Raw genomic sequence first — 17,369 nt, 5'->3', positions numbered from 1 at the left:
ATAATGATACTTCTCTACGGTATTTTAATTTGCTAGTATTTTTGAGGCGGGATTCACTATTTCATAATAGTTGTTAATTCCTCGATTAAAGCTGGACGTTTTGGATAAGTTTGCAGTAAATCAACAATCAACTGTTCTGCTTCTACCATATAACCAGCCTTACGCATGATATTGATAGAACGACAGACGCCTTTATATTTTTTTCGATTAGTGGCGTATTGCGCATCTGTAGTGATAGCCTCAATGAATAGTGCACAGACTTCTTCATAGTATTGCTCTTTAATAAATGAATAATAGTCTTCTATTCGTTTTGGATATTCTTTGCAATAGTCTAAAATACGTTTTGTTTGCTGTTCTTCAACAATAACCCTTTCGTATAAATAAGATTTTGTAAGATTATTTAATAATTCTTCTAAAACTTCTGGCCATTGTTCAACGGAGTGTAGAGCTTTGTATTTCTTATAAAATTCATACTCCCCATCAAGTAATAGTTGTAAAGCCAACTGACGCATATCCTCTGTATGTCCTAAATGCTGATGAGCCTTAAAGGCATAGCGTCTCCAAAGGCTAACGATTCCTGAAAGCTTTTGATCTTGCTCTAACCCATCTGCTGTTAATTGTAATACTTTTTCATAATCGCCGCGATTTATGGCAGATAGAATAACTTGTTCACGCATATGGTAGTCCTCAATATGCCCCTCCAAAAATGCTTCTACCTCATTGCTACTGTATTTGTGTTGTAATAAGTGAAGTTCAATCAGCTTCAGCTCTTTATTTAGATATTGTGCATGCCAATCATCTGATGTACTTTCAAGTGAATGAATAAGGGCTTTAAACTGCTCCTCAATTGCATCATCTTCACAAAGAGGGATACAGGCATGAAGCAAATGAATTCGACAATCTACCCAGTCTCCTAATACGGGTAACATTGCTTTTCGAATAACTAGGTCAAATACAGATTTATACTGCTTTTTTGACCAAAGATTTACCCCTTCTTCAATTGCCTGACTTATTAATTCAAGACTTTCACGAATAGCATCGCCAAAATAGCCATCAGAGTCATCCCCATATTGTAGTGCCTCTAATGTATATTGGAGGCACAGAAAACTAAGCTCAATAGCTGTAAGATTATCCTCCATGTCGATGTGCTCCTCAGCGTGTTGAAGGGTAGCTTGGACACCTTTAAGTGCTTTTAATGCCCGATGACGTGGGATAAAGCCGCTTCGCCCCTCCTGACCGGCTTTTAGATGCTGAGTAATCATTTTTTTGGAGGCCTTTAATATATCTATTGGCTCTATTAGTCGTATTTCTAATTCTTGCAGAAAATTAGGTGAGTTCTTCCCAACTGTTAAAATTAAATTTATTAAATTCTCCTTTGTTTGTGCTGCTAGTAATTGCTGTAACGTAGATTTTTGTACTTTAGATGATTTAGATAATGGTATAGGAGAATTGTTAAATTGCTCCTGAATAGCGTATAGTACAGCTACTATATGTTTGCAATCATCATCGTAAGGACAATCACAAGTTGCATCTGTAATATCTCCGTTTGCTTTGATAACAATATTTACAGTATAAGGTTCAGTTCCCTCAACCTCTGCCTGCCAATTGCTATTGTCAATTTGCATAATATCAATGACGTGATGATTCACGTAATAATCATACCCACGCTGTACTATTACTTTGCTAAACTGACTTTCAAAAGTATTGATATTCATTTCTGCACCGCCTTATCTTTTTAGATTAAGGTAAGGATAACAAAGAATGTGCGAGTAGTGAGAGTTAAATATCTGATGGCTTTGTGAAATCACTCATTTCCTAGGAAATATGGTAAACTGTCTATAAATAGAAAATCATAAAGGTAGGTGAATGCTGCTACGGCAAGAACGTAGTAGTATGGTATGTTTCGAGTTGGACAAGGATTTGACGTACATGCATTTGAAGAAGGACGTCCATTAATTATTGGTGGTATAACAATTCCTCATGAAAAAGGGCTAGTAGGGCATTCTGATGCAGATGTTTTATTACATACTGTCACAGATGCAGCATTAGGGGCTATTGGAGAAGGAGATATCGGTCGGCATTTTCCAGACACAGACCCCGCATTTAAGGATGCAGACTCAGCAAAATTATTAGAGCGTATCTGGAAAATTGTTGAGGATAAAGGGTATGTTCTAGGTAATGTTGATTGTACAATTATGGCACAGCGACCAAAAATGGCCCCGTATATTGAGCAAATGCAAAATCGTATTGCTGAATTGTTGAACGCAGCGCCATCACAAGTTAATGTCAAGGCAACAACAACTGAACGATTAGGTTTTACTGGTCGTGAGGAAGGGATTGCCGCAATGGCAACAATTCTATTGATTAAGAAGTAAAAGCAGGCTATCAGCGCTTTTATTTCCTGTAGCAGAGTGGTAAAATGAACAAAGTCAATTTTTGATCGAAAATTTAGGAGGCTTTTAATTATGGCGAAAGAAGTTCGTGTTCGTTACGCGCCATCCCCTACTGGTTACTTACATATCGGTGGAGCGCGTACAGCGTTATTCAATTATTTATATGCAAAACATCATAATGGTAAATTCATCGTACGTATTGAGGATACAGATATTGAGCGTAATGTAGAGGGCGGAGAAGCATCTCAGCTGGATAACCTAAAATGGTTAGGTATTGAATACGATGAATCCATCGATATCGGTGGACCATACGCGCCTTATCGTCAAATGGAGCGTCTTGATATTTATAAAGAGCATGCTGAAAAGCTTTTAGAGCAGGGTGTAGCCTATAAATGTTTCTGTTCTTCTGAGAAATTAGAAGCATCTCGTGAAGAGCAAAAGGCACGAGGAGTAGCTGCTCCAACGTATGATGGGACTTGTCGTCATTTATCAGCAGAGGAAGTTGCTGCTAAAGAGGCTGCTGGTGAATCCTATACAATTCGTATGCGCGTACCTGAAAATGTAACATATGAATTTGAGGACTTAGTGCGTGGACAAGTTACATTTGAATCAAAAGATATTGGTGACTGGGTAATTGTTAAAGCAAATGGTATTCCAACTTATAACTATGCTGTAGTGCTTGATGACCACTTTATGGAAATCTCCCATGTTTTCCGTGGTGAAGAGCATTTATCTAACACACCAAAACAAATGATGATTTTTGATGCATTTGGCTGGGAGTATCCACGCTTTGGTCATATGACATTAATCATTAATGAAAATCGCAAAAAATTATCAAAACGCGATGAATCCATTATTCAATTCGTAACGCAATATAAAGATTTAGGCTACCTTCCTGAGGCAATGTTCAATTTCTTTGCATTACTTGGCTGGTCTCCAGAAGGGGAAGAAGAAATTTTCTCCAAGGAAGAATTTATTAAAATCTTTGATGAGAAACGCCTATCAAAATCACCGTCTATGTTTGATAAGCAAAAACTTACATGGATGAATAACCAATACATTAAAAAGTTACCTTTAGAAGAAGTAGTGGCATTATCTTTACCACACTTACAAAAAGCAGGCTTATTACCAGAAGAGCTGACTTCAGAACAACATGCATGGGCAACAGATTTAATTGCACTGTATCATGACCAAATGAGCTTTGGTGCTGAAATAGTAGATTTATCTAGCCTATTCTTTAACGATCATATTGAATATGATGAAGAAGCAAAAGCTGTTTTAGCAGGTGAGCAAGTACCTGAGGTCATGGCAGCATTTAAGAAACAGCTTGAAGAGTTAGAAGAATTTACACCAGATGCAGTAAAAGCAGCTATTAAAGCCGTGCAAAAAGCGACAGGTCATAAAGGTAAAAATTTATTTATGCCAATCCGTGTTGTCACTACTGGTGAAACACATGGCCCAGAGCTTCCGAATGCGATTTGTTTAATTGGTAAAGAAAAAGCAATTGACCGCGTAGAAAAATTTGCACAATAAATAGAATTTTATTGACAATTTATTAGTTCGTTGTAAAATGAATTTACATTGAGAAAGCGTTGATAAGGAGAAGTAAGTGGCGCATGCTCTAAAGAGAGGACCATCACCGGCTGAAAGTGGTCTGAGCCTAGGCAAAACTGAAATGCACCTTTGAGCATAAGGCTGAACAAATAGTAGGCTTTATCGATTCGTTCCCGTTACAGGACGTCCAGAGTGGAGGGCTTTGCCTTCAATCAGAGTGGAACCGCGCATTTTAAATTTAGCGTCTCTGTCATTCCTTTTGGGAATGATGGGGACGTTTTTTATTTATATAAAATTCGTTCTTCTACTAGCAACTCTGTAGAGCAATCAACGTCAGCACAGTATTTCAAAGTCCAAGGATGCAGTTGATTATTGTGAAAATTTCAAAGGATCAAGGCAGATCAAAAAGAAAAGGGGGAGTTTTTTGTGTTTAAAAGAATGAAGGAAGATGTAGAAACCATTTTTGAAAATGATCCAGCTGCGCGCAGTGTGCTTGAAGTTGTGCTAACATATTCGGGACTGCACGCTACTTGGGCACATCGAGTTGCTCACTGGTTCTTTAAAAAGCGTTTTTATTTTATAGCTCGTACCATTTCACAAATTAGTCGCTTCTTTACTGGAATTGAAATTCATCCTGGGGCGAAGATTGGTCGACGTTTCTTTATTGATCATGGGATGGGCGTTGTGATCGGTGAAACATGTGAAATTGGTGATAATGTAACCTTATATCAAGGTGTAACTTTAGGCGGTACAGGTAAAGAAAAAGGAAAACGCCATCCGACATTAGAGGATAATGTACTTGTAGCAACTGGCGCAAAAGTATTAGGCTCTATTACAATTGGTGAGAATAGCAAAATAGGCGCAGGCTCAGTTGTTTTAAAAGAAGTGCCACCAAATGCTACAGTTGTCGGTATACCTGGTAAAATAGTGATTAAGGATGGAATTCGTCTAGAGAAAAAACTAGACCATCAAAATATACCTGACCCAGTAGAAGAACGTTGTCAAGTTTTCGAGAAGCAGATTGCTACATTGCAACAGAAGATCGAACGCTTACAAAAGGAGAGAGAAACACAATGAGTATTCAAATCTTTAACTCATTAACACGACAAAAGGAACCTTTCGTACCGCTAGAAGAAGGCAAAGTGAAAATGTACGTTTGTGGTCCTACAGTTTATAACTATATTCATATTGGAAATTCACGACCTGTAATTGTTTATGATACAGTACGCCGTTATTTTCAGTATAAAGGGTATGATGTGAAGTTTGTCTCAAATTTCACAGATGTAGATGACAAAATTATAAAAGCAGCTAACGAGCTTGGTGAAGAAGTTCATGAATTAACAGAGCGCTTTATTAACGCGTACTTTGAAGATGTTACAGCATTAGGCTGTAAAAAAGCTGATGTGCATCCACGTGTTACAGAGCATATGGACGATATCATTGAATTCATTCAAGTGTTAATGGATAAGGGTTATGCCTATGAATCTGCTGGTGATGTTTACTATCGGACGCGTAAATTTAATGGGTATGGTAAATTATCGCATCAATCAGTGGATGATTTAAAAATCGGTGCTCGTATTGAAGCTGGTGAGAAGAAAGATGATGCATTAGATTTTGCTTTATGGAAAGCTGCTAAACCGGGTGAAATTTTCTGGGAGAGTCCATGGGGAAAAGGTCGTCCTGGTTGGCATATTGAATGCTCTGTAATGGCGCGGGAGCATCTAGGAGATACCATTGATATTCATGCTGGTGGGCAAGATTTAACATTCCCGCATCATGAAAATGAAATTGCACAATCTGAAGCTCATAATGATAAAACATTTGCGCGTTATTGGATGCACAATGGGTATATTAATATTGACAATGAAAAGATGTCTAAATCTCTAGGGAATTTTATACTTGTCAATGATATCCGCAAACAAATTGATCCTCAAATTTTAAGATTCTTTATGCTTTCTGTGCATTATCGTCACCCAATCAACTTTTCAAAAGATTTAGTGGATGCAGCCGCAACGGGATTAGAACGAATCCTAACTGCTTACAATAATATCAAACATCGTTTAACAGCTACTGCTAGCTTAGGCGATCACTCGGAACAGTGGCTTGAAAAAATTGAGGAACAAAAAGCTCATTTTGAAGAAGCGATGGACGATGATTTTAATACAGCTAATGGTATTTCAGTATTGTTTGAATTAGCTCGCATTGCTAATATTTATTTAAATGAAACAAACACTAATGAGAAAGTATTATCGCATTTTATGGAAACTTTTGAGGCGTTAGGTGACGTCTTAGGTATTGAATTTGCTAAAGAGGAAGAGCTATTGGATGAAGAAATAGAAGCCCTTTTACAAGAGCGTGTAGAGGCACGTAAAAACCGTGATTTTGCTCGTTCAGATGAAATTCGTGACCATTTGCAAGCGCAAGGTATCATTTTAGAGGATACGCGACAAGGAACTAGATGGAAACGAGGGTAAGTAACTTGGATAAACTCCGTAAAGAAGATGTTAAACAATTGAATGCGCTAGCGTTAGCTTATATGGGAGATGCTGTTTTAGAACAAAAGGTACGAGAGCATTTATTACGTGCTGGCCGTGTCAAACCAAACACGCTTCATAGGGAAGCGACGCATTATGTGTCAGCAAAAGCGCAATCTAGGATTGTTCATCGAATGATAGAGGAAAGCTTTTTAACAGAGGAGGAATTGGCTGTGTTCCGTCGTGGGCGCAATGCCAAATCCGGCTCTGTGCCAAAAAATACAGATGTGCAGACTTATCGAAATAGCTCAGGTTTTGAGGCAGTGCTTGGAAGTTTGTATTTGTTAAATGAACTAGAACGCGTTTATGAAATCATTGCATACGCTATTCAAATAATCGAGGAATCGAAAGGAGTGTCGCAATAATGGTAGAGCAAAATGGTGAAATAATTGCCGGTAAAAACCCAGTGTTAGAAGCACTTCGTTCAGGCCGTGATATGAATAAAGTATGGATTGCAGAAGGTGTGAAAAAATCAGGTGTAAATGAATTACTTGATTTAGCACGAGAACGTGGTGTCATTGTTCAATTTGTTCCGAAAAAAAAGGTCGATCAATTATCAAATGCAAATCATCAAGGAATTGTTGCCTCTGTTGCAGCATATAAATATGCAGAGTTAGAGGATTTATTTGCCGCAGCAGCGAAAAAACAGGAGGATCCATTTTTCTTAATATTAGATGAGCTGGAGGATCCTCATAATCTAGGTTCTATTATGCGAACTGCAGATGCGATAGGAGCACATGGAATCATAATACCTAAGCGTCGTTCAGTAAGTTTAACCGCAGTAGTGGCAAAGGCTTCAACAGGAGCTATTGAGCATGTACCTGTAGTACGTGTGAATAATCTTGCTCATACAGTGGATGAACTTAAAGAACGAGGTGTATGGATAGCTGGTACAGATGCAAAGGGTTCTGCAGACTATCGAAAAATGGATGCTACATTACCACTTGCAATTATTATTGGTAGTGAGGGCAAAGGAATGGGCCGTCTACTAAAAGAGAAATGTGACTTTTTGTACCATTTACCAATGGTAGGGCATGTCACATCACTAAATGCATCAGTAGCTGCTGCACTCTTAATGTACGAAGTGTACCGTAAACGTCAAGAAGCGATTGAGTAGGCATGAAAAACATTTTGCTTGTTGACGGCTATAATATGATTGGAGCTTGGAAAGAGCTGCGGCCATTACGTGACGCGAAATTTGAAGATGCACGTAGAAGATTGATTGAGTTAATGGCCGAATATAAGGCTGCAATGGGATGGCGTGTCATTATCGTTTTTGACGCACATCTTGTACCAGGTGTGGAGCAATCTTATTTAGAAAATGATGTCGAAATCATTTATACACGGAAAAACGAAACAGCAGATGAACGTATTGAAAAAATGACACATGAACTAAAAGCTAGAAATGTTCAAATCTATGTAGCAACTTCTGATATGGCGGAGCAAAGCGTTATTTTTGGTAATGGCGCTTTACGAAAATCCGCAAGAGAGCTCGAGATTGATATGGGTATAATCCAACAAAAAATTTCACATGAGGTGAAGCGGAAACAAGATAGCAAACCGCCTTCTCGTATAGAATTAAAGCCAGATGTTGCGTTAGCTTTTGAAAAATGGAGACGTGGCTTGAAATGATTGATTGACGCATATTTTCCAATTCCGTTATACTGTTCCTAATTATCTGTTGTGGCTGAGGTGATACCATGTTTAAAAATAGCATTGTACAAGTGACACAAGATTTTGAACGATTCAATGATGAAGAACTTATTGAAATGGTGCATCAAGGTAATACAGATGCGTTAGATTATTTAATTACCAAATACCGTTTGTTAGTAAGAGCGAAGGCAAGATCTTATTTTTTAATTGGAGCAGATAAGGAAGACATTGTGCAAGAAGGTATGATTGGCTTGTATAAAGCGATACGAGACTTTAAAGGAGACAAGCTAGCTTCTTTTAGAGCATTTGCTGAGCTGTGTATTACAAGGCAAATTATTACAGCTATTAAAACTGCAACTAGACAAAAGCATATTCCACTTAATTCTTATGTATCCTTGGACAAGCCAATTTTTGATGAAGAATCAGATCGTACGTTAATGGATGTGTTAACAGGCGCTATTATGGATGATCCGGAAGAATTGATGATTCATAGAGAAGAGTTCGGCTATCTAGAAGAAAAGATGAGTGAGATTTTAAGTGAACTAGAGTTACAAGTACTAGCCTTATACTTAGATGGACAATCTTATCATGAGATTTCGACCAAATTAAATCGCCATGTGAAGTCGATTGACAATGCACTGCAAAGAGTAAAGCGTAAATTAGAGAGGCATTTAGTCCTTGAGGAAATGTCCTAACGATTGCATACCTTTATTGACATTGACAATTTTAGGTGTTAGTCTTTAAAAGACAAAGTGCCGAAAAGGTGATTATATGGCAAAAAAAGTCGTGTTAAATTGTGAAAAATGCGGGTCGAGAAATTACACGTTCCCAGCAAAAGAAGGCTCAACTGTACGCCTCGAATTAAAGAAATTTTGCTCGCATTGCAATGAACATACAGTGCATAAACAAACGCTATAAAGTAATTTGTAAATAGACAGATATGATTGATTCGGAGGTTAGGCTAGAATGGGCAAGATTAAAGACTTTTTCAGCAATGTAATGTCGGAAATGCGCAAAACAAGCTGGCCAAAAAGTAAAGAACTGACGAAATATACAGTCGTTGTAATTTCAACTGTTGTAATTATGGCTTTATTTTTTGTGTTAGTAGACTTAGGTATTTCATCATTATTCCGCTGGTACTTAGAGTTATAATTTAGTAAATAGCATGTTAATACTTCTGAAAATGCCCGTCCTTTGCAATAACGGGTTTTTTCGTTTGTTTTATCTTCATTCAGCAGAAAATTCCATCTTAATGAATGAGTGATTTGAGTGAAGTAAATGGCAGTAAGATATTCTCATTTTGATAAGTATATTAGTAGCGATAGATGACTATGCTAGTTTCTGTACATAGCATCGGGCTTTCTTAGTAGGTAAAACTATGTCTACATGAGATCTTTGTGAAAAGGGTAAGGGATGCGTTGAGCATATCGCGATTCATTTTCACTTTTATTTGTAAGGGAGGGACGGACGAGGAGTCCTAGTAATTATGGAGAAAAATTGGTATGTTGTTCATACGTATTCAGGGTATGAAAATCGTGTAAAAGCAAACCTAGAAAAACGTGTTGAAACAATGGGGATGCAAGATAAGATTTTCCGTGTAATCGTGCCTGAACACGAGGAAACAGAAATGAAGGATGGAAAAAAACGTACAATGATGCGTAAAGTCTTCCCTGGTTATGTATTAGTAGAACTAATTATGACAGATGACTCTTGGTATGTTGTACGTAACACACCAGGTGTAACAGGCTTTATCGGTTCATCAGGTGGGGGTGCAAAACCAACACCTTTATTACCAGAAGAAGCAGATCGCCTGCTACAACAAATGGGTATGTCTGACAAAGTTGTAGAAGTGGATATTTCAGTGGGAGAGGCTGTCGAAGTATTGGAAGGGCCTTTTGCACACTTCCAAGGACGTGTAGAAGAAATTGACACTGAAAAAGGAAAAGTGAAAGTGTCTGTTGATATGTTTGGTCGCGAAACAATTATGGAACTTAACTTTGAACAAATACAGAAAATATAAATGTGAGAAACTGCATTGTAAAATAAATGCTTAGATGTATGTTTCGCAGATTTTGTAAATTACTACTTGCTTAAAAAAACTAAAAGTGGTATCATTTCATAGGTCAGACTGTCATACTTTGGTTTGGCGTCTGCGATGATAATTTTAATGTTATCGGCATTTAGCTGACAGACAGATATTGAGTGGGAGGGGCAACCCAATTACCACATCACGGACTTAAGGAGGTGTGTCTCGTGGCTAAAAAAGTTATTAAAGTTGTAAAACTTCAAATCCCTGCTGGTAAAGCAAATCCAGCTCCACCGGTTGGTCCTGCATTAGGTCAAGCAGGTGTGAATATCATGGGGTTCTGTAAAGAATTCAATGCGCGTACGGCTGATCAAGCTGGTCTTATTATTCCAGTTGAAATTTCAGTATTTGAAGACCGTTCTTTCACTTTCATTACAAAAACTCCACCTGCAGCAGTTCTACTTAAAGTAGCAGCTGGTATCCAATCTGGATCTGGTGAACCAAACCGTAAAAAAGTGGCAACGGTTAAACGTGATAAAGTTCGCGAAATCGCTGAAACTAAAATGCCAGACCTTAACGCTGCTTCAGTAGAAGCTGCTATGTTAATGGTTGAAGGTACTGCACGAAGCATGGGAATTGTTATCGAAGACTAATCCCTGTTACTTGATGTTTTGTTTTTTGGAAGGTTGCGAAGTTTCTTTGTGAACGCGCAACCTTTATTCGTGGGAGGTAAAATCCGCTACAACCACAATCAAGGAGGAATTATATAATGGCTAAAAAAGGTAAAAAACTGCAAGATGCAGCAAAATTAATCGATCGTAACACGCTTTACAGCGCTCAAGAGGCAATTGAACTTGCTCAAAAAACTAGCACAGTAAACTTCGACGCTACTGTAGAAGTTGCTTTCCGTTTAGGTATTGATACTCGTAAAAACGACCAACAAATCCGCGGTGCAGTAGTGCTTCCAAACGGTACTGGTAAAACTCAACGCGTATTAGTATTCGCGAAAGGTGAAAAACTTAAAGAAGCTGAAGCAGCTGGCGCTGACTATGTAGGTGATGCAGAGTACATCCAAAAAATCCAACAAGGTTGGTTTGATTTCGATGTAATCGTAGCAACTCCTGACATGATGGGTGAAGTTGGTAAACTTGGTCGTGTTTTAGGACCTAAAGGCTTAATGCCAAACCCTAAAACTGGTACAGTTACTTTTGATGTAACAAAAGCTATCGAAGAAATCAAAGCTGGTAAAGTAGAATACCGTGCAGATAAAGCTGGTATCATTCACGCTCCTATCGGTAAAGTTTCTTTCTCAGCAGAAAAATTAGTAGAAAACTTCTTAACTGTTTTTGATGTAGTGCAAAAAGCAAAACCAGCAGCAGCTAAAGGTACTTATATGAAATCTGTAAACGTTACAACTACAATGGGTCCAGCTGTTAAAATTGACGCTTCTAATGTAGTAGTAAAATAATTTATATATATATTGACAACAGTAATTATATATGATATTATGGTTGCTGTTGTGAATTATCCATTTGTACCGTAGACAGTAGGAGTGACTTGTCACTTAATGTTCCTACCGAGGACATCGGAATTCAGATTCTTATTTAAAGATGATGACTTTCAGCCTCTGTGTCTATTTGACCCAGAGGCTTTTCTTTTGTCGGTATAAATGACCCATTCTAATAGGAGGTGTCATAATGAGCAAAGCAATCGAAAACAAACAAGTACAAGTTCAAGAGATTACTGAAAAGTTCCAAAACGCTGCTTCTGTAGTAGTTGTGGATTACCGTGGTCTTAATGTTGCACAAGTGACAGAGCTTCGTAAACAACTTCGTGAAGCTGGCGTTGAGTTCAAAGTATACAAAAATACATTAACTCGTCGTGCTACTGAAGCTGCTGGTCTTGGAGGAATCAATGACGTATTAGTTGGTCCTAACGCAATTGCGTTCTCAAATGAGGATGTTGTAGCGCCTGCTAAAATCATCAATGAGTTCGCTAAGAAAAATGAAGCTTTAGAAATTAAAGCAGGTATTATTGAAGGAACTGTTTCTTCAGTTGAAGATGTTAAAGCACTTGCAGAACTTCCATCACGCGAAGGTCTACTTTCTATGCTTTTATCTGTACTTCAAGCTCCAGTGCGTAACTTCGCACTTGCAACAAAAGCTGTTGCAGAACAAAAAGAAGAACAAGGCGCGTAATTTCATACGCACTATAACTTCTGCGGCCTGATCGCAAACAATAAAACATTATCCAATTAGGAGGAAATTATAATGAATAAAGAGCAAATCTTAGAAGCTATCAAAGCTATGACAGTTCTTGAATTAAACGATTTAGTAAAAGCTATCGAAGAAGAATTCGGTGTAACAGCTGCTGCTCCTGTAGCAGTAGTTGCTGGTGGTGCTGCTGGCGCTGCTGAAGAAAAAACAGAGTTCGACGTAGTATTAGCATCTGCTGGTGCAGAAAAAATTAAAGTAATCAAAGTGGTTCGTGAAATCACTGGTTTAGGTCTTAAAGAAGCTAAAGAAGTAGTAGATAACGCTCCTAAAGCTCTTAAAGAAGGCGTATCTAAAGATGAAGCTGAAGAAATCAAAGCTAAACTTGAAGAAGTTGGCGCATCTGTAGAAGTTAAGTAATCTCGCGTTACTTTTTAACAAAAGGAAAGCTCGTCATTTTGGCGAGCTTTTTTCTTCATTCTGAGGAGGCGTGAAAATGGCAGATCACTATTATACAAATAAGCCTCAAGCTGAGAGTAAACCTCGTCACTGGACATTCAAATTATTGGGGCATTCGTTTTCATTTGAGACGGATGCGGGTGTTTTTAGTAAAAGCGAAGTAGATTTTGGATCCCGTGTGTTAATAGATGCTTTTCAGATGCCTGATATTGATGGTGCAATTTTTGATGTGGGGTGTGGGTATGGACCAATCGGATTATCGATTGCCAAAACAAATCCAGATCGTACTGTTTTCATGATGGATATAAATGAACGTGCGGTTGCACTCTCGCAAAAAAATGCGCAAGTAAACGGAGTTCAAAATGTACGGATATTTGTGAGTGACGGACTATCGATGGTTGACAAGGATGTAAAAGCCGCAGCTATTTTAACCAATCCTCCAATTCGCGCCGGAAAAGAAACAATTTTCCGTTTTTACGATGGAGCTTATGATAAGTTAGTGTCATCTGGCGAGCTGTGGGTAGTAATTCAAAAAAAGCAAGGTGCACCATCAACGGTCAGTTACTTAGAAGAAAAATTTTCTGAAGTCGAAGTTGTGGAAAAGAAAAAAGGTTACTGGATCGTACGTGCAAAAAAATAAATGAAATATGTATAAAATATTGACTTGACAAATCGGCTATGATAATATGATACAATGCAAAAATATTATTTTGAGGTCGTGTGCCCTTTTTGTATATGTTTGTTTTAATATGGGTATACTTGCCAAGATAAGTTTAGTTAACCGAAAATGAGATCTTTTTGAAGACTCGTTTTCTTTTTGTCTTTCGAAATCATACACTATTTGTATGATTTTGCAAAGACCTAATATCGCTTTATTGAGGGGTGAATGAGTTGACAGGTCAACTAGTTCAGTATGGACAACACCGCCAGCGTAGAAGCTTTGCGCGTATTAAAGAGGTGCTTGAGCTTCCAAATCTGATTGAGATTCAAACGGCGTCTTACGAGTGGTTCCTTGAAGAAGGTTTACGTGAAATGTTCCGTGACATTTCGCCGATCGAGGACTTTACAGGCAATCTTTCATTAGAATTCATCGATTATTCATTAGGTGATCCTAAGTATGATGTCGATGAGTGTAAAGAGCGAGATGTTACTTACGCAGCTCCATTACGTGTGAAGGTACGTCTTTACAACAAAGAAACAGACGAAGTGAAAGAGCAAGATGTATTCATGGGTGATTTCCCATTAATGACTGAAACAGGTACGTTCATTATCAATGGTGCTGAACGTGTTATCGTTTCACAATTAGTTCGTTCACCAAGTGTGTATTTCCATGATAAAACTGATAAAAACGGTAAAAAAGGTTTTGGAGCTACAGTTATTCCGAACCGCGGTGCGTGGTTAGAATATGAAACTGATGCAAAGGATGTAGTGTATGTACGTATAGATCGTACTCGTAAGCTACCAGTAACAGTGTTGCTTCGTGCATTAGGCTTTGGTTCAGACCAAGAAATTATCGATATTATTGGTGATAACGAGTATTTACGTAATACGTTAGAAAAGGATAACTCTGAAAGTACTGAAAAAGCACTTTTAGAAATCTATGAACGTTTACGTCCAGGTGAGCCACCAACGGTTGAAAGTGCGAAGAGCTTATTATACTCTCGCTTCTTTGATGCAAAACGCTATGATTTAGCGAATGTTGGTCGCTATAAAATGAATAAAAAGCTTCATATCAAAAATCGTTTATTTAACCAAACGATTGCTGAAACGCTTGTAGACCCAGAAACAGGCGAAATTTTAGTAGAGAAGGGTACAGTTCTTGATCGTCGTACGTTAGATAAAATCTTGCCTTTCCTTGAGGATTCATCTAAAGGTATTGGTTACCGTACTTTATCACAAGTTGGTGGAGTGCTTGAAGATGATGTAACTATCCAATCTATTAAAATCTATGCACCAAAAGACGAAGCACAAAAAGAAATCAATATTATTGGTAATGCGTATATTGATGAGGAAGTGAAAAATATCACGCCTGCTGATGTATTAGCCTCTGTAAGTTATTTCTTTAACTTACTGTATCATGTAGGGGCTACAGACGATATTGACCACTTAGGTAACCGTCGTCTGCGTTCAGTTGGCGAGCTATTACAAAATCAATTCCGAATCGGTTTATCTCGTATGGAGCGTGTAGTACGAGAACGTATGTCCATTAACGATACAGCTGCTATTGTGCCACAGCAATTAATTAATATTCGTCCAGTAATTGCGTCTATTAAAGAGTTCTTCGGTAGCTCTCAATTATCACAATTTATGGACCAAACAAACCCATTAGCAGAGTTAACACATAAACGCCGTCTTTCAGCATTAGGGCCTGGTGGTTTAACACGTGAGCGCGCAGGTTTCGAAGTACGTGACGTTCACTATTCTCACTATGGTCGTATGTGTCCAATTGAAACGCCAGAGGGACCAAACATTGGTTTAATCAACTCATTATCTTCATTTGCTAAAGTAAATAAATTTGGATTCATTGAAACACCTTATCGTCGTATTGACCATGAAACAGGTAAAGTGACAGATCAAATTGATTACTTAACAGCTGATGAGGAAGATAACTACTATGTAGCACAAGCGAATTCACCATTAAATCCTGATGGTACTTTTGCGAATGACGAAGTAGTAGGACGTTTCCGTGGAGATAATACAGTATTCAATAAATCACAAATGGACTACATGGACGTATCTCCTAAACAGGTAGTTTCAGCTGCGACTGCATGTATCCCGTTCTTAGAGAATGATGACTCGAACCGTGCACTTATGGGTGCCAACATGCAACGTCAAGCTGTACCTCTGTTAAATCCAGAGGCGCCATTTGTTGGTACTGGTATGGAGCATGTTGATGCCCGTGATTCAGGTGCGGCTGTCGTAGCGAAATATGACGGTATCGTTGAACATGTCGAAGCTCGATCTATCCATGTACGCCGAATCGAAGTCATTGACGGTAAAGAAGTTAAAGGTGACTTAACAAAATATAAATTACAAAAATTTATTCGTTCAAACCAAGGTACTTCATACAACCAACGTCCACTTGTAAAAGTTGGCGAACGTGTGAAACCTCGTGATATTTTAGCAGATGGTCCATCGATGGAAAAAGGTGAGCTTGCTCTTGGTCGTAACGTACTTGTTGCGTTTATGACATGGAATGGCTTTAACTATGAGGATGCTGTTATCATGAGCGAACGCCTTGTAAAAGACGATGTTTATACATCTGTTCATATTGAAGAATATGAATCAGAGTCTCGTGATACAAAATTAGGGCCAGAAGAAATCACACGTGATATTCCAAACGTTGGGGAAGATGCGCTTCGTAACTTAGACGAACGTGGAATCATTCGCATCGGTGCTGAGGTACGTGATGGTGATATTCTTGTTGGTAAAGTAACGCCTAAAGGGGTTACAGAATTAACAGCAGAAGAACGCTTATTACATGCAATCTTCGGTGAGAAAGCGCGTGAAGTTCGTGATACTTCATTACGTGTGCCACATGGTGCAGGCGGTATTATTCTTGACGTGAAGGTATTTAATCGTGAAGATGGCGATGAATTACCACCAGGTGTTAACCAATTAGTTCGTGCTTACATTGTTCAAAAACGTAAAATACGTGTTGGGGATAAAATGGCCGGACGTCACGGTAACAAAGGGGTTATCTCTCGTATCTTACCAGAAGAGGATATGCCATTCATGCCAGACGGAACGCCTGTCGATATTATGTTAAATCCACTTGGTGTACCATCTCGTATGAATATCGGACAAGTTTTAGAGCTTCACTTAGGTATGGCTTCTCGTTATCTAGGTGTTCACATGGCAACGCCAGTATTTGATGGTGCCAATGAGGAAGATGTTTGGGAAACAATGGAAGAAGCTGGCATGAACCGTGATGGTAAAACAATCCTGTATGATGGACGTTCAGGGGAACCGTTCGATAACCGTGTATCAGTAGGTATCATGTATATGATTAAACTTGCTCACATGGTTGATGATAAACTTCACGCACGTTCAACAGGTCCTTATTCACTCGTTACGCAACAACCACTTGGTGGTAAAGCACAGTTCGGTGGACAACGCTTTGGTGAGATGGAAGTATGGGCACTTGAAGCATACGGTGCTGCTTACACACTTCAAGAAATCTTAACAGTTAAATCCGATGATGTTGTTGGTCGTGTGAAGACATACGAAGCAATCGTTAAGGGTGAAAGTGTGCCAGAGCCAGGTGTTCCTGAATCATTCAAAGTATTGATTAAAGAACTTCAATCTCTTGGTATGGATGTAAAAATGTTAACAGTCAACGATGAAGAAGTAGAGCTTCGTGATTTAGACGAGGAAGATGATCTTCAACCAGCTGACGCACTTAACATTGCTCCACAGCCAGATACAGAAGAAGAGCCAGTAGAGTCTTTTGAATAATGGAAACCAAATTCACAGTTGTGAATAGGTCAAACTTATTTTTCAAATTAGCCGGGCAGGATTTAACGCCCTGTCCGGC

The 17,369-nt window shown here is 38.5% G+C and carries 18 protein-coding genes and 2 other annotated features; of the genes, 17 read left to right on the top strand and 1 reads right to left on the bottom strand.

Annotated elements, in window-relative coordinates; genetic code table 11:
• Nucleotides 1-56: 56 nt before the first annotated feature.
• Nucleotides 57-1,715 (bottom strand): SWIM zinc finger family protein, encoded by a 1,659-nt coding sequence (locus QNH24_RS25455; protein WP_283870087.1) that lies wholly within the window; start codon nt 1,713-1,715, stop codon nt 57-59.
• A 183-nt stretch (nt 1,716-1,898) separates the two neighbouring features.
• Between QNH24_RS25455 and ispF the strand changes: the two genes are divergently transcribed.
• The 17 genes from ispF (at nt 1,899) to rpoB (ending at nt 17,290) form a co-directional block, all read left to right on the top strand.
• Entirely contained in the window at nt 1,899-2,375 is a 477-nt protein-coding gene (gene ispF, locus QNH24_RS25450) for a 2-C-methyl-D-erythritol 2,4-cyclodiphosphate synthase (protein WP_283870086.1), read from the top strand.
• Between the two features lie 90 nt (nt 2,376-2,465).
• Complete coding sequence (gltX, locus tag QNH24_RS25445) at nt 2,466-3,926, top strand: glutamate--tRNA ligase (protein ID WP_283870085.1); 1,461 nt, start codon at nt 2,466-2,468, stop codon at nt 3,924-3,926.
• Between the two features lie 50 nt (nt 3,927-3,976).
• Nucleotides 3,977-4,199 (top strand) — a binding site (T-box leader).
• A 174-nt stretch (nt 4,200-4,373) separates the two neighbouring features.
• Complete coding sequence (epsC, locus tag QNH24_RS25440) at nt 4,374-5,024, top strand: serine O-acetyltransferase EpsC (protein WP_283870084.1); 651 nt, start codon at nt 4,374-4,376, stop codon at nt 5,022-5,024.
• The gene (gene cysS / locus QNH24_RS25435; protein WP_283870083.1) at nt 5,021-6,421 is read left to right on the top strand and encodes a cysteine--tRNA ligase; all 1,401 of its coding nucleotides are present in this window, start codon (nt 5,021-5,023) and stop codon (nt 6,419-6,421) included. The genes epsC and cysS overlap by 4 nt, the downstream gene beginning before the upstream one ends.
• A gap of 5 nt (nt 6,422-6,426) precedes the next feature.
• Nucleotides 6,427-6,846 carry a Mini-ribonuclease 3 gene (locus QNH24_RS25430; RefSeq protein ID WP_054771415.1) on the top strand — a complete coding sequence of 140 codons (420 nt, stop codon included), beginning with the start codon at nt 6,427-6,429 and terminating at the stop codon, nt 6,844-6,846.
• Nucleotides 6,846-7,598, top strand: coding sequence for a 23S rRNA (guanosine(2251)-2'-O)-methyltransferase RlmB (rlmB, locus tag QNH24_RS25425; protein WP_283870082.1), 753 nt, complete (start codon nt 6,846-6,848; stop codon nt 7,596-7,598). Before QNH24_RS25430 ends, rlmB begins: the two co-directional genes overlap by 1 nt.
• Nucleotides 7,599-7,600: 2 nt before the next feature.
• Complete coding sequence (locus QNH24_RS25420) at nt 7,601-8,113, top strand: NYN domain-containing protein (protein ID WP_283870081.1); 513 nt, start codon at nt 7,601-7,603, stop codon at nt 8,111-8,113.
• 68 nt (nt 8,114-8,181) lie between these two features.
• The gene (sigH, locus tag QNH24_RS25415; RefSeq protein WP_283870080.1) at nt 8,182-8,829 is read left to right on the top strand and encodes an RNA polymerase sporulation sigma factor SigH; all 648 of its coding nucleotides are present in this window, start codon (nt 8,182-8,184) and stop codon (nt 8,827-8,829) included.
• Nucleotides 8,830-8,905: 76 nt separating this feature from the next.
• Complete coding sequence (gene rpmG / locus QNH24_RS25410; protein WP_075807303.1) at nt 8,906-9,052, top strand: 50S ribosomal protein L33; 147 nt, start codon at nt 8,906-8,908, stop codon at nt 9,050-9,052.
• 48 nt (nt 9,053-9,100) lie between these two features.
• The gene (secE, locus tag QNH24_RS25405; protein ID WP_054771416.1) at nt 9,101-9,286 is read left to right on the top strand and encodes a preprotein translocase subunit SecE; all 186 of its coding nucleotides are present in this window, start codon (nt 9,101-9,103) and stop codon (nt 9,284-9,286) included.
• 334 nt (nt 9,287-9,620) lie between these two features.
• The gene (gene nusG / locus QNH24_RS25400) at nt 9,621-10,154 is read left to right on the top strand and encodes a transcription termination/antitermination protein NusG (protein WP_283870079.1); all 534 of its coding nucleotides are present in this window, start codon (nt 9,621-9,623) and stop codon (nt 10,152-10,154) included.
• 233 nt (nt 10,155-10,387) lie between these two features.
• On the top strand, nt 10,388-10,813 hold the full coding sequence (rplK, locus tag QNH24_RS25395) for a 50S ribosomal protein L11 (protein WP_004233593.1): 426 nt from the start codon (nt 10,388-10,390) through the stop codon (nt 10,811-10,813).
• A 116-nt stretch (nt 10,814-10,929) separates the two neighbouring features.
• Nucleotides 10,930-11,628, top strand: coding sequence for a 50S ribosomal protein L1 (gene rplA / locus QNH24_RS25390; protein ID WP_283870078.1), 699 nt, complete (start codon nt 10,930-10,932; stop codon nt 11,626-11,628).
• Between the two features lie 51 nt (nt 11,629-11,679).
• Nucleotides 11,680-11,825: a sequence feature (ribosomal protein L10 leader region), on the top strand.
• A 32-nt stretch (nt 11,826-11,857) separates the two neighbouring features.
• Nucleotides 11,858-12,358, top strand: a complete 501-nt coding sequence (rplJ, locus tag QNH24_RS25385) for a 50S ribosomal protein L10 (protein ID WP_054771418.1) — start codon at nt 11,858-11,860, stop codon at nt 12,356-12,358.
• A gap of 72 nt (nt 12,359-12,430) precedes the next feature.
• Complete coding sequence (gene rplL / locus QNH24_RS25380; protein ID WP_054771419.1) at nt 12,431-12,793, top strand: 50S ribosomal protein L7/L12; 363 nt, start codon at nt 12,431-12,433, stop codon at nt 12,791-12,793.
• Between the two features lie 76 nt (nt 12,794-12,869).
• Nucleotides 12,870-13,472 (top strand): class I SAM-dependent methyltransferase, encoded by a 603-nt coding sequence (locus tag QNH24_RS25375; RefSeq protein ID WP_283870077.1) that lies wholly within the window; start codon nt 12,870-12,872, stop codon nt 13,470-13,472.
• Nucleotides 13,473-13,714: 242 nt separating this feature from the next.
• On the top strand, nt 13,715-17,290 hold the full coding sequence (rpoB, locus tag QNH24_RS25370) for a DNA-directed RNA polymerase subunit beta (RefSeq protein ID WP_283870076.1): 3,576 nt from the start codon (nt 13,715-13,717) through the stop codon (nt 17,288-17,290).
• Nucleotides 17,291-17,369 lie beyond the last annotated feature (79 nt).

The sequence above is a fragment of the Lysinibacillus pakistanensis genome, assembly GCF_030123245.1.
In the GTDB taxonomy this organism is placed as follows: domain Bacteria; phylum Bacillota; class Bacilli; order Bacillales_A; family Planococcaceae; genus Lysinibacillus; species Lysinibacillus pakistanensis.
Note: the sequence above shows the minus strand (reverse complement) of the source record. Positions and strands in the feature narration are given on the sequence as shown.